This is a genomic window from Psychrobacter sp. SCQQ22, from assembly GCF_015864605.1.
In the GTDB taxonomy this organism is placed as follows: domain Bacteria; phylum Pseudomonadota; class Gammaproteobacteria; order Pseudomonadales; family Moraxellaceae; genus Psychrobacter; species Psychrobacter fozii.
The window spans coordinates 290,452-303,837 of the sequence record NZ_JADYWZ010000001.1 but is presented as its reverse complement, the minus strand read 5'-3'; the positions used below and the strand labels follow the sequence as shown (position 1 = coordinate 303,837).

Annotated in this window: 11 protein-coding genes; 3 read left to right on the top strand and 8 right to left on the bottom strand. The window is 43.3% G+C overall.

What is annotated here, in order from left to right; all coding sequences use genetic code 11:
- Nucleotides 1-15: 15 nt before the first annotated feature.
- From I6E84_RS01290 to I6E84_RS01275, 4 genes are all read right to left on the bottom strand, one after another.
- On the bottom strand, nt 16-330 hold the full coding sequence (locus tag I6E84_RS01290; protein ID WP_227681259.1) for a hypothetical protein: 315 nt from the start codon (nt 328-330) through the stop codon (nt 16-18).
- Between the two features lie 135 nt (nt 331-465).
- On the bottom strand, nt 466-1,371 hold the full coding sequence (gene dapA, locus I6E84_RS01285; protein ID WP_110921977.1) for a 4-hydroxy-tetrahydrodipicolinate synthase: 906 nt from the start codon (nt 1,369-1,371) through the stop codon (nt 466-468).
- A 520-nt stretch (nt 1,372-1,891) separates the two neighbouring features.
- A complete protein-coding gene (locus I6E84_RS01280) occupies nt 1,892-3,079 on the bottom strand; it encodes a hypothetical protein (protein ID WP_197215616.1) in 1,188 nt (395 codons plus the stop codon).
- Between the two features lie 467 nt (nt 3,080-3,546).
- The gene (locus tag I6E84_RS01275) at nt 3,547-4,962 is read right to left on the bottom strand and encodes a Do family serine endopeptidase (protein WP_413786929.1); all 1,416 of its coding nucleotides are present in this window, start codon (nt 4,960-4,962) and stop codon (nt 3,547-3,549) included.
- Nucleotides 4,963-5,954: 992 nt separating this feature from the next.
- Between I6E84_RS01275 and I6E84_RS01270 the strand changes: the two genes are divergently transcribed.
- Nucleotides 5,955-8,264 (top strand): cation:proton antiporter, encoded by a 2,310-nt coding sequence (locus I6E84_RS01270; protein ID WP_227681258.1) that lies wholly within the window; start codon nt 5,955-5,957, stop codon nt 8,262-8,264.
- 189 nt (nt 8,265-8,453) lie between these two features.
- On the opposite strand, the gene tmk is transcribed toward I6E84_RS01270, so the two are convergent.
- Entirely contained in the window at nt 8,454-9,155 is a 702-nt protein-coding gene (tmk, locus tag I6E84_RS01265; protein ID WP_197215614.1) for a dTMP kinase, read from the bottom strand.
- Nucleotides 9,156-9,243: 88 nt separating this feature from the next.
- Complete coding sequence (mltG, locus tag I6E84_RS01260; protein ID WP_197215613.1) at nt 9,244-10,524, bottom strand: endolytic transglycosylase MltG; 1,281 nt, start codon at nt 10,522-10,524, stop codon at nt 9,244-9,246.
- A 170-nt stretch (nt 10,525-10,694) separates the two neighbouring features.
- On the opposite strand from mltG, the gene I6E84_RS01255 reads away from it, so the two are divergent.
- Nucleotides 10,695-11,459, top strand: coding sequence for a DpnI domain-containing protein (locus I6E84_RS01255; RefSeq protein ID WP_197215612.1), 765 nt, complete (start codon nt 10,695-10,697; stop codon nt 11,457-11,459).
- On the opposite strand, the gene I6E84_RS01250 is transcribed toward I6E84_RS01255, so the two are convergent.
- Complete coding sequence (locus I6E84_RS01250) at nt 11,451-12,017, bottom strand: hypothetical protein (RefSeq protein ID WP_197215611.1); 567 nt, start codon at nt 12,015-12,017, stop codon at nt 11,451-11,453. The genes I6E84_RS01255 and I6E84_RS01250 overlap by 9 nt on opposite strands.
- A 153-nt stretch (nt 12,018-12,170) precedes the next feature.
- Between I6E84_RS01250 and I6E84_RS01245 the strand changes: the two genes are divergently transcribed.
- On the top strand, nt 12,171-12,359 hold the full coding sequence (locus tag I6E84_RS01245; RefSeq protein WP_197215610.1) for a DpnD/PcfM family protein: 189 nt from the start codon (nt 12,171-12,173) through the stop codon (nt 12,357-12,359).
- A 34-nt stretch (nt 12,360-12,393) separates the two neighbouring features.
- Here the strand turns inward: I6E84_RS01245 and I6E84_RS01240 are convergent, their stop codons facing one another.
- On the bottom strand, nt 12,394-13,371 hold the full coding sequence (locus tag I6E84_RS01240; RefSeq protein WP_197215609.1) for an aminotransferase class IV: 978 nt from the start codon (nt 13,369-13,371) through the stop codon (nt 12,394-12,396).
- Nucleotides 13,372-13,386: the final 15 nt, after the last annotated feature.

Below are 13,386 nucleotides of genomic sequence, written 5' to 3'. Positions count from 1 at the left end.
AATAAGAAAATAGTTTTAATTCGAAAGACCGCTTACAGCACGCTGAGGCTGTGGTAATTTATACTGGCTACCAGATTCGTTCGCTAGTTTTAGCGTATTTGCACCTGCATCAGGTGTGGCGTATAAGGGTACGAAAGGTGCTGTTTCTGTAGCAGCTGGCAGCTCTATTGGCGCAAGCTTTTTGCTTTGCTGATATTCTAAGCTACCGTTATCACGCTTACCAAGTAAGTTTTTAGTCGCTTGGCAGCCGCTCAATACTAAGGTACTTCCTAGTATCAAGGTCAGCATCGCAGGGAATATTTTTGTGGTCGTTGATGAGCTGTTCATCATATTATCTCTCTGAGTTAGCAATGATTGCTTATTTGGCTTATCGTGTGTATGAGGTCATATAGATATTGCTAAGCCTATCATCAGTGACTGACTTAGCATTTATAGCGCTCAATTTTATAACAAATTCAAACGAATCTATATTAAGTTAGCACGAACCAATGCTTCATCAATAGTCGCATGATGTTGCTCCGCTAGCCAAACCAATGGCAGACGAATGCCCTTATCGATTATGCCCATTTTATGTAAGGCGTACTTAGCTGGGATAGGGCTTGATTCGATGAATAGGTCACGATGTAGGTGTTTAACAATATCATGTACTTTATTAGCAGCGTCAAAGTCACCACGGAGCGCAGCTGTAAACGTCTCGCTCATCGCTTTCGGTGCGACGTTGGCCGTCACCGAAATGTTGCCTTTACCGCCGAATTTCATCAACTCTAGCGCAGTACCGTCATCACCTGACAGCACAACCATTCTATCACCAACGGCTTTAATTAATTGCTCGCCGCGGCTGACAGAGCCGGTCGCATCTTTAATGGCCACAATATTGTCAATATCACATAAACGCTCAACGGTATTTTGGGCGATATCAACGACTGTGCGTCCTGGTACGTTATAGAGCATCTGCGGAATATTTACCGCTTCAGCGATGGCTTTATAATGTTGGAACAAACCTTCTTGAGGTGGTTTATTATAGTAAGGTGCTACGAGCAATGCGCAGTCTGCACCAGCATCGGCTGCATCTTGAGTCAGCTTGATGGCTTCCATTGTATTGTTAGCGCCTGTACCAGCAATGACCGGTACACGACCTTTGACATGCTGTACAAAGTAGCGAATCACATCGCTATGCTCTTGCATAGACAGTGTCGCTGACTCACCAGTGGTACCGACAGCAACTAAGCAATGGGTGCCTTGTTCAATCTGCCAATCTATGAGATCTGCCAAACGTTTATAATCAACCTTGCCGTCAGGATGCATGGGCGTTACCAAAGCTACCATTGAGCCTTGTAGTCGGGTTTTGATCTCGTCGTATGCTGTGCTCATAACCGTGCCTTACTGTATTATCCTAGCTTTTGTCAAAGCTGTCACATGATAGGTCGTTTGCAAGAGCCAATTCTCATGCTTATGGCTGCACATAATATTATGTGCAGCCATAAACGCAATTAGCAATGTCTTGCCTGATGGTAGTGCTAAGTAACTTTCTAAAAAATATACTTTTAAAATAAGTATCTTTCTAAAATAAACATTTTTCTACTGCAAAAGCAGCCGCCACATAAATAATGATGTGCTCAAATCCGTATTGACGTTGCTTTTGCCAATGACTGATAAGGCTTATTCAGCAATAAAAATTAAATAATAAAAACGCCTGCTAGTGTAGCATATTTTAATTTGACCGCTATCAATCAATTGACGGTCAATATGGTTATTATGCAGCAAATAACACGTCGCCTCTCTTGTCCCATAATGCCCAGATAATGCTCAAAAAAGCACATCAATACTGACATTATTACTTAACATTCAGTTTAGCGCAATGGATGAGCACTTATAAGAATTTTGGCACATATTAACGAATTGTCAACACATCGATAGTGGGGCGATACAACCGAAAAGGCAGCCCTCGTGTGCCTATACCGCTACTGACGAATATCTGCGCACTGGCATGTTGATATAAACCTCGCTGCTTACCCAACCGACTGTTATTTGACAAAGTCGATTGCTCATCGCTCTGTTGCACGTCTTGGGTTTTTTGTGCCCACCAACTGTTCTCTTGAGTGGCTTTCGCAGCACCCGTAATCAATAACGGTCGCGGCTGTAAAGATTTGGGCAAGTCTCTGAGACTATCAAACCGTGAAGCCAAAATAATAACAGGGTTGATAGCATTGGCGATTTCAGCACCAAGCGCTACTTTTGCAGCCGTGTTTGAGTCATCAATATCAGCGAGTCTCTGAGGGATATCTTGCCAGCCGCAGAGCGCTGCGACCACTGAGTTGGCATTACTATCTTGCTGTCTAAGAATATCTTGGTTCAATGGTCGGCTATTCACCGCGCCGATATCCATAGTCTTAAGCGGCAACGAGGTACACTGCTGACCGATATAACTGATATCAAGTACATCAAAAGTGCTGGCCAACGTATCTTCCAACAGTGGCTGACCTTGCTTGGTCGTATTAATCGATTGATAGCACAGATCCGACGTACTCATCACCGTATAGACAGGTTTATTGACCGCTTTGAACAGCATGAGCTGCCCAACCAAATCTGCACTTGGATAATACAGCCAGTCACCTGTAATCAATACGGCATCCGCTGACAAAGCATTGATAGTGGCAACAAGCTTACGAATATGGCGCGGCTTACCGCTATATATCCCAATGCGTAAGTCAGCTAGCACAGCGACAGTAAGTGGCTTTGCTAAATTTAAATCAACAGCATGATGCTCTACTCGTAAACAATTAGGCTGCACCACTACAGTATAAAAGTACATGCCCATTGCGAATATAGCTATCAGCAATGATGGTACGGACAACGCTGCCAATACGGGTAGCATATTCTGCGACCAACCTATCACCATTAATACGATCCAAACGGGCATGGTATAGGCTGCGTAATAGAGTACCAGTTTCACCCAGATACGCAAAAATCGCTTGGTAGGATTAGCATTGAACGTTTGTAATATTGACCACAGTACGATGTACGCTAGCAATGCTGCTGACGTAGAGATACCTAGTATATATAAAACATGGTCAGTCATAATTACCTGATGGTTGTGTAACGGTATGAGCCTATCAAACAGCTTATAGTCAATCCTATATTAGAACGCATGGCCTGCTAAATAAATCACTCCATGCGTACGTTTATCATAGGTTGTAATAGTTTATAAGGGCGCGCTTCGATTGTAATAACAACCATAATATGGAGCGTTTAACCCATCAAAATGATTGTTATCGAAACAATCTTCTATCTCGCTAAAGACATACTTTCAATCATGGGATAAAAAATCAGCCATTATAGAGGTCAGCCTCTACGATAGACAAGTACAATTATCGACGCTCACTGTCACAATTTGTTTACTCATACGGTTTTTAATGGTATCTCTCGTATCAATTATTCAATTTAAAAGAAGGTCAAGACAACCTAGTACAGATGTACCTAAGCGACTACAAGCAAAGTTAACGTGACCTTTCTTCCATAAGGAATTGATTATCGCTACCTTACTGATTACTCAATCCGTAACCCTATAATCGCAGGGATACCTTGACGGATAACTTCCATAGTCACCACGCCTTTTTCAGGCAGCGATGAAATAGCATCTGAAAAGTCAGTCACTTCCTTAATCGGTTTTTGATGAAAATTGGTAATGACATCCCCTGCTAATATACCCGAACGTGCAGCAAGCCCAGTGGGGTCAACTGTCGTCACCAAAATGCCTGTTTTATGATCCACGGCGATTTCAGCTTGCTCATCAACAGTCAAATTACGTAGACGTAAGCCCAACTGTACATCGTCATTCTGTTGATCACCGCCTTGTGCTCTCACGTCATCGGGTGCATACGCAAGCTGGCCACTGACCATCATCTGCTTACCATTACGCTGAATCTGCGCACGGAATGCATCACTTGGCTTAGCTCGATTTAGCAGATTCAATAAATCTGAGGCCTGCATAATCTGCACATTGTTATATTGCAAAATAATATCACCAGGTTTTAGACCAGCCTTTTGTGCTGGTGAGTCTGGTGACACACGTGTCAATAACGCACCTTGAGGGCGAGCCAGCTTATAAGCCTCAGCTAGATTACGATCGATATCTTGTGGATAAATACCGAGATAAGCACGCACCACTTCGCCATCTGTTTTTAGCTGCTGATAGATATCCATTGCCGCGTCAATCGGTATCGAGAATGATAGCCCCATATAACCACCGGTACCACTAAAGATACGCGAGTTAATACCAATAACTTCACCGCGCTGGTTAAAGAGTGGCCCACCTGAATTACCTGGGTTCAGTGCCACATCTGTTTGAATAAATGGCACACTGGTCTCACGCGAAAAACTGCGCGACTTGGCACTGACGATACCAGCCGATGCCGAGTAATCAAAACCAAATGGTGAACCAATCGCTAGTACAGGCTCCCCTACTCTCAGCGCATTCGAGTCACCGATAGGTAGAGGTGGGAATTTATTACCCACGACTTTCAACACTGCCACATCTGAACGCTCATCACTACCGATTAATACCGCATCCAGCTCCGTTCTATCATTGAGCGTGACCGTGATTTTATCTGCGCCTTCCACCACGTGATGGTTCGTCAGCATGTAGCCATCAGAGCTGACAAAAAAAGCTGTGCCATAAGCATGCTCAATCGCTGGCATGGTAGCCTGTTCAGGGATACTTAGACGATCGCCAAAAAACTGACGTAGCAGCTCAGCCGTCTGCGCCTTGGCAAGCTCAGCTTCACTAATCGTTTTTGTGACGTTCACACGGGCGACTGCTGGGGTCACTTGTTGTACCAAGTCAGAGAAGTCTGCCGTGCTGACCGCCGCTTGAGCACTGGTCATAGTCGTGGCAGTCATACCAACGACCATCGATGTACTGACAGCAAGCGCCAACGCACTACGCTGTAACCAATGCTGCATATTCAATTTAGATTGTGCTGTAAACATATCTGTACGCATACCATCCTCCATATGAGTGATCATGATTGTTATTATTGTCAATGTTAATAAATTGGTTCTGGTTATTCTCTAGAGCCATTATAAGACAGGTAAAAAATGTGACTTTAGCTTAAGCCATCTTAATATTTTTTAGCTTGTCTGCATGCTATATCTATATTTTATTGCCTTTGCATGACAACCGTTGCTGCAACTCTTTCATAGTGAATTCACGATACAAGCTACATGCACGATAAATGCCGCTCCTGTATGATAAACCATCACGTTATTTTGCTATCATTTCAGTAATTCAGGATAACCCAAGGATTGGTTATTTCATAATGGTTCTATACCCTGTTGTGGTTGCTCAATACTACAATCAACCCACTATAATATCGATACAAGACAGCCGAGTACAAGCAATACCTTTATATAGTTGACGATGTGGCAGTGTCATAGTGGATAAACTGTGTCGTGGTAAGCTCAGCCTTAGTAGGTATGAAATAAAATCATGTTATGATGGCAAGCCTAATAACTTTATAAAAAACGTAGGTTAATAGCCATTATTATTACGGACTATATATTTATAGAATTGGCTATCATCACCCTTATTTTTCATCTTTTGCATGTCTAGAGACGCTTATACCATTTCTAAAAATTTGAATAACAGTAAAACAAGTGCAGGTACTACCGCTCGTAAGCCAAGCCAGTAGCACAAGCAAGGTTGACACTGCTAATTGTATTTCTTGAGATGGGCATTATTTGTCTAGGAATGCGTTTGTCTCTATTACTTTATAGTATATATATCATATCTGGCTCACGTTATGATTCATGATGGTTGTCATTGTTGTCACTTAACCATTATTGTCACTTGGCCATTGTTGTCATTCAGCTTTTGTAAAATGTGCCTCTATAGGTAGGTGCTAAAGAGCGATTGATAGATATAAAATATGACAAGATTATAAAAGGATCAATTTATGGATACCGCCCTATTATTATCTGGCGTGGTTGGGATTGGCATCGCCGCCCAGTGGTTGGCTTGGTATTTAAAGCAACCGTCCATTTTATTTTTATTACTGATTGGTATTATCGTAGGTCCTGTACTGGGTATCTTCGATCCCGACTTGGTATTGGGGGAACTGATGTTTCCCTTCATCTCTTTGGGCGTGGCAATTATTCTCTTTGAAGGCTCGCTGACCTTAGAGTTCGATGAGATTAAGCAGCATGGAACTGTCGTACAGATGTTGGTATCGGTCGGCGTACTTATTACCATCGCTATCGTCGCGTTATCGACCTATCTACTATTTGATGTCGATCCACTGATCGCCTTACTATTCGGTGCGCTGGTTTGCGTGACTGGCCCAACGGTCATTATGCCGTTACTGCGCAGTGTGCGCCCGAATAAGACGATATCTAACATCCTAAAATGGGAAGGTATCATCATCGATCCAATCGGCGCCATTGCGGTGGTATTGGTCTATGAATATATTATCTCTGGCGGCGAAGCTAGCAGTATATTACTGTTTGCTAAAATCGTTGTATTAGCGACTGCAATGGGTATGGCAGGCGCTTGGGTACTGGCGTTCCTTATGCGCCGTCATATGATTCCTGAGTTTTTACGCAATGTCTTTACCCTTGCCTTTGTCTTGGTTCTATTCTCAATATCTAACCATTTAGAGCATGAGTCTGGTCTATTGACCGTTACAGTATTGGGTGTGGCATTAGCAAACTGGCCAAAATTCCCACGTGAGACCATTCTAGAGTTCAACGAGTCTTTAACTATTCTACTGATTTCTGTGCTTTTTATTATTCTCGCTGCACGTGTAGAACTAGCAAGCTTAATGAGTGTGGGCTTTGCAGGATTGGTGCTACTTGCTATCGTGATGTTCGTGGCGCGCCCATTGTCTGTTTGGGCATCAGCTATCGGCTCAAACCTCAAGACCAACGAAAAGCTGATGATCAGTTGGATTGGGCCGCGTGGTATCGTCGCGGCAGCTATCTCTTCGCTGTTTGCCATTCGTTTGCAAGAGTATGATATTCAAGGCGTTGAGCTGCTCGTACCATTAGTATTTATGGTCATCATTGGTACGGTTATGATTCAGGGCTTAGGCTCAAAAGTGGTCGGCAACTTGCTTGGCGTCCGTGAGCCTGAGACCAACGGTATTCTTATCGTCGGTTCAAACCCCATCGCACTACTGATAGCCACGTCTTTAAAAGATCAAGGCTTCGATGTCATCGTTGCGCATAATAACTATACCAATATTGCCCGTGCACGCATGAGTGGTTTGCGTACTTATTTTGGTAATCCTATCTCTGACCATGCGGATCATAACCTTGACCTTATCGGTATTGGTCGTCTATTTGCCATGAGTATGGATAAAGAAATGAACACGTTATCCGAGATTCATTATCGTCATGAATTCGGTGAGCGCAAATTGTATCGTCTCAAGTTCAGTGATGAAAAAGTCAAAAGCGAACGTGAAGACAAGCAGTCAAGCTTTCAGTCACAGTGGCTATTTGGCAAAGATGCGACGTATACCAAGCTTGCCAGCATGCTGTCGAAAAAAGCACGTATCAAAATTACCAACATCACTGATAGCTACAGCTTTGAACAATATAAAGCAGATAACAAGCAATTTGTCCCGCTCTATACCATAGACAAAGAAGGTAAGTTGCACGTCATTACTGATAAGTTCGATGGCATCGTACCACGCGATCGTAAGCTAATCTCACTAGTAGTGGAAGATGAAGTGCAGCCAAAGCCAGTAGATGTAACGCTGAAGCAAGAGCAAGCACGTATGGCGGCAGATGCCAACTTTGAATCTAGCTCAAAAGCACCGGAAAAGCGTAAAGAGAAAGAGCCGAGCGATGAAAGTGCTGATGCAGCTGAGCAAGCGACGGATAGCAACAAAGAAAAAGGCGCTGAGCAGAAAAGCACTGAGCAAAACACTGCTGATAACTCATCAAGTCATTCAAGCAAGGATGCTGAGTCTAAAGACTCTCCAACGTCGCCAGCAACGACTACTGACAAAACTGTCGAACCAAAAGATGAGTCTGCTAATAAAGGGGTAATGTCAGCGAACTCAACCGCTATCTCCAAAACTAAGGCATCTAGCAATAGCAATGCTAACGGTAATGGTAGTGCACCCAAGACCAAAAAAGGCGCGCTTGATCCAAATCGCTTACCTGACTCTGGTCAAGACAATGCCAAAAGTGCTGACATCGAAACTGCTAATGATACCAAGCCAACGAGCTTAGAAAGCAAGGCAGAGAACAAAGAGAAGTAATAGTAAATAGCTAGCAAATAAACAATGAAGACCACTTTTTGAGTGGCTATTTACCTACTATATTAATGGTTTAAAAAACACAAAAGCCCCAACGTAATGTTGGGGCTTTTTATGGCGGTGATTTTGATAATCGTCCTATTATTGAAAGTAGTCAAAATCTGGAAGCTTAGAAGTTCCTTAATCGGACGGCTATTTAATATCTAGATTATCCTGTACCGTCGTCCATATTCGCGCACCTACTTCATCGGCAGTGCCTGACGCATCAATACGCTGGATGCGCTCAGGATATTGGATGGCAAGCGCACCAAAACCTTTATGTACCCACGTAAAAAACTCGGTCGCTTGCTGCTCAAAACGATCTGCAGCGCTGCGCTTGTTAGCGCGTGCCATACCCTCTAATACTGGCAAGTCCAACCACAATGTTAGCTCAGGTAACTGCGGCACAAACTGCTCGATGAGCGCATCAATCTTGGCTCGTACTGCCTCATCACCATGCGCACGACCAAAGCCTTGATAGGCGATGGTTGAGTCAGTAAAACGATCACATATCACCCATGTACCACGTTGTAGCGCAGGTATAATCACTTGCTGTAGATGATCACAGCGCGCGGCAAATAGTAGCAATAGCTCGGTATCATCATTAATATCAGTCGTAGGATCTAATAGTATCTCTCGTAAACGCTCTGCAAATGGACTGCCACCTGGCTCTCGGGTACGCAGATACTGGATGCCACTGTCCTCTAGTCGTAAGCATAACTGTTCAATCGCGGTGGTTTTCCCCACGCCTTCGGTGCCTTCAAAACTGATAAAGCGTCCTTGATTGGGCATGGTGTCATGGATTTCGTTGGATGAGGTTGTTTGAGATAAATGGTCTTGCATAGGTGCTGACATGATATGACCTTATGTCATTGATGAGCGTTATGTAGATAATTGCATAACGCTCAGTAAATGATAGGTTTTAAAAGAGAGACGGACTAATTTACTGTGATGCTGCTTGTGCTTTCTTTTCGCGCATGACTTTTAGATAGTCTTTTACCGCTTGATTGTGCGCAGCTAAGCTATTGGTGAATTTGTGTCCACCGGTGCCAGTCGCGACAAAATATAATGCATCGCTATCTGCAGGATGCAAGGTCGCTTCGATAGAAGCAGCTGATGGCAGTGCGATTGGCGTTGGTGGTAAGCCATCGATTTGATACGTATTATAAGACGTTTTTTCATTGATGTCTTTGCGACGAATATTGCCATCATAGCGGCTGCCCATACCATAGATAATGGTAGGATCAGTTTGCATGCGCATGCCTTGATTCAGACGGTTTCTAAATACCGCCGATACCAATGGACGCTCTTCTGCCACACTGGTTTCTTTTTCGATAATAGACGCCATCACCAACGCCTCATAAGGCGTGCTATAAGGCAAGTTGGGCGCACGGCCTTCCCACGCTTCGGTCAACGCTTGCTGCTGACGCTTATACAAATCCGTCAGTACCTGCTTATCAGTGGTATCCTCACCATAATAATAAGTATCAGGGGCAAACCACCCTTCGAGATTGTGATTGACGATAGGATCACTGTCATTGATAACCGATGCTGGCAAGATGCCATCTAATTCCAACGCTTTGGCAATACTGGCATTGTCGCTATCAGCAGTCAGTACTTCTTTTTTGATACCATCATTATCGCGCAGTGTCTGATATAGGTCTTTAGAGGTTTTACCCTCGATGATTTGCACCTTTACCATCGCTGCTTTTGCACCTTGTGCTAGCACTTGCAACGCTTCGGCAATCGTGGGATTTTCTGGTAGTTGGTAAATGCCCGAATGTAAGGGCGCATCGACTTGCGACTTGATATAAAGCTTGGCCACGCTGGCAGAAAACAGCGGAATCTGCTGCTGCCACTGCGGCAATAGACCATAGTAAGTCTGACCCTGCTCAATTGTGACCTTCTTCGCTGGCTGTTCGATACGTCCAAACAATGTCTGATAGACCATCACCAAGAAAAAAGCAGCAATCAGCCCAAGCACGAGCAATACCTGATAACCACGCTGCATAAAGAACGATTGATTGTCCACTCTATATTGACGCGGCTTGCTCTCTCCGCTGATAAGTGAGACGTTGGTCGCGGGCTTATCCTCCACCTTATCCACTACAGGCTGCGAGTCTGGTAGTGTGGTATCTACACGCTCCTCAACGCTGCTATCTTTTTTATTCGATGGCTCATTATTAGGGCGTTCAGGAGGCGTTTCAGGTGTAGGTGTGCTCATGGCAACTCGCGAGGCAGATGTTTGCTAGAATTTAGCACTGAACCGTGTGATTTTCAATGGTATTTGCTTAGCTTATGAATTATCTTGCTATTGATGCTCATTTATATGGCTTAATACTCAGGCGCTTTTTTCAGTATTCTCAGCTTATCTACCAACAATGAAAATATCTTATGAACCTACATTTTAATCAAAGTCTTGCCAAAAACTATAAATCACCTAGTCAAATAATTCGAGTATTAAGTGAAAACTGGGTCGCAACCAATAGCTACTGCCCTAACTGTAATGCTCAACCATTATCAGAATTTACGAACGGTAAACCTGTTGCGGATTTTTATTGTGCACATTGTAGTGAGCAATATGAGCTAAAAAGTAAAAAGTCCAAATTAAGTAACATCATTAACGATGGTGCTTATAAGACGATGATTGAACGCATCAATAGTGCAGACAATCCCAATTTTTTCTTCCTGACATACTCAAAAGAATATACCGTCAATAACTTTTTGATTATTCCTAAGCAGTTCTTTAAGCCAGATATTATTGTCAAGCGTAAGCCGTTATCAGCGACTGCCAAACGCGCAGGTTGGGTCGGATGCAACATCGACTTGCGCCAAGTACCAGAATCAGGCAAAGTGTTTTTGGTCAAAAATCAGCAAGTCATACCACGCGAAGATGTCAGCCAACAATTTCAAAAAACCTTGTTTTTACGAAAACAGTCTACCGCTTCTCGTGGTTGGACATTAGACATCTGGCAGTGTATCGATAGACTTGATACTCATTTTTCGCTAAAGCAAGTTTATGCTTTTTCTGACGAGCTAAAACTTAAACATCCCGAAAACAACTACATTCCAGATAAAATTCGTCAGCAGCTACAGATACTACGTGATAAAGGCATTATTGAATTTGTGAGCCGTGGCCACTATCGAAAGTTATACTAAACGTTTCTCGTTGTAGCGCTCAGGTCTCGGCTTTCCTTTTCTATCACGGTATACATCGGCAATTAGCTCATCTCTATCATCCCATAGCGGTAATCTTGCAGTGGCAACAAGGCGCTGATGAAACTTATGCGCTGGGTAATTCCAATCAATCTCGTCATTAATTTTGAAAAAATGCTCTTCACGATAATCAACGTAAGCGTGCATTCTATTTTTCACATAATCATTCCACTGCCATAAAAGATTAACCGCATTGCGAGCAGGCTTGGTAAAAGCTTTTAAATTGACTGTCAGTGCACACATCACTAGCTCATCACTAGGAATGACAGAAATACGCTGCTCAATAACCTCCTCTCGCGTGTACGCATACTCGAACATACCACCGAAGGCGACAAATCTTTTAAAGTCTAGTAAATACATCACACCAAATGATAATTGGGTATAAGGTGATAAATGCACAATTTCGTCAGGCTTACTTTTAGCCAGTTGGCAAATTTCATCAAAAACCATCAAGCGACGAATTTGTAGTGGAATTCTAGTTTCTTCATAGACTGAGCGCATGCAATTTTATCCTTTTAAAAAACAGGATCATTGATCGATTTGCTCTAAGACACAAGACCACGTAACAAAAGACGATCACTTCTTTTGAGTGCTTTTGCTAATCTAGTTGGCATTGATGACTGAAGTTATTTGTGAGAAATGGAAGTGAATACGATGAAAAAAGATGAGAAAGCAGTGCAAAAATTTCAAATAGAAATTGTTGAAACGCTGAGTAATATCGTGGAAGTGGTTGCTGAAGATAAGCAAGATGCATTGATAAAAGCGCAAGAGATGTATCGAAACGAGGAAGTTGTTTTATATCCAGATGATTTTATCGACACTAAATTTAATATTGTTGGATAGGAATAGATTATTTTATTTGGCTTATAGGTGAGTGTTATTTAAACCCCACAAACTCACCTGACAGCAACGTCAAACGGCTCATTGGCATGATGCCACGCAGTGCATTACAAAAGAAAATCTGCGTTAGTTTAGGTAAATCTTCATCTTGTAGCGACCTTGTCACAACTGGATATTCCGTACTTGATAGAGCATCGATAATCACTTGCCGCATGACGCCAGCGACACCCGATTGAGCCATAGATGGCGTATACCACTGGCCAGTAGTTAGGTAATTTTCATTATCTTCATAAGCGCTAGAAGTGGTTTCGGATTCTGACAGTGGTGCTTCTGACAATTGATAGAATACGTTGCTCATCGTACCTTCGACCCACTGCCCACTCATATCACGTAACAGACCCTCGCCGATGCTTTGTTCCGTATTAGATTTTGATATTTGAGCTTTGATACCTTGTAACTCGCCACTCGCCAGCACGTTATCAAGACGATTAAGGCTTTTGAGTCCTGCAAGCGGCGGTGGTAGGCAGGAAAGCTGCGAAGATAAGCAAATAGCAGCACTGCTAGGCTGTATAGGAATTGAGCGATCATCAGGTAGACATAGCGGCTCAGCGGTCGCAACAGTCATCGCAGAAGACTTCAGCCAAATGTCACAGGCACTACCAGACGCGCTTGGCGTATAGCCATAACCACGGATATCTTGCGTGCTGCGCGTGATAATCAGCTTGAGCATGCCTTGCTGCAATTGCTTGGCATACGTTTGTAATATAGCCAGTAGTGAATGGCTGTCTAGCTCAATATGCAATGCCTTGCTATGAGTGACAAGGCGCTGATGATGATGATCTAGCCACAATATTTGCCCATCGATGACACCCATAGTGGTAAAGAACCCATCACCATAGGCCAGTCCACGATTGTCCAACGATATGGTGGCCTTTGATGGCTCTATCGTATTGCCTAATGAATCTAGACATATCCAGCCACTTGGCGGTATGGCACTGGCTATTGAATGTGGCATCGACACTTGCCCTAT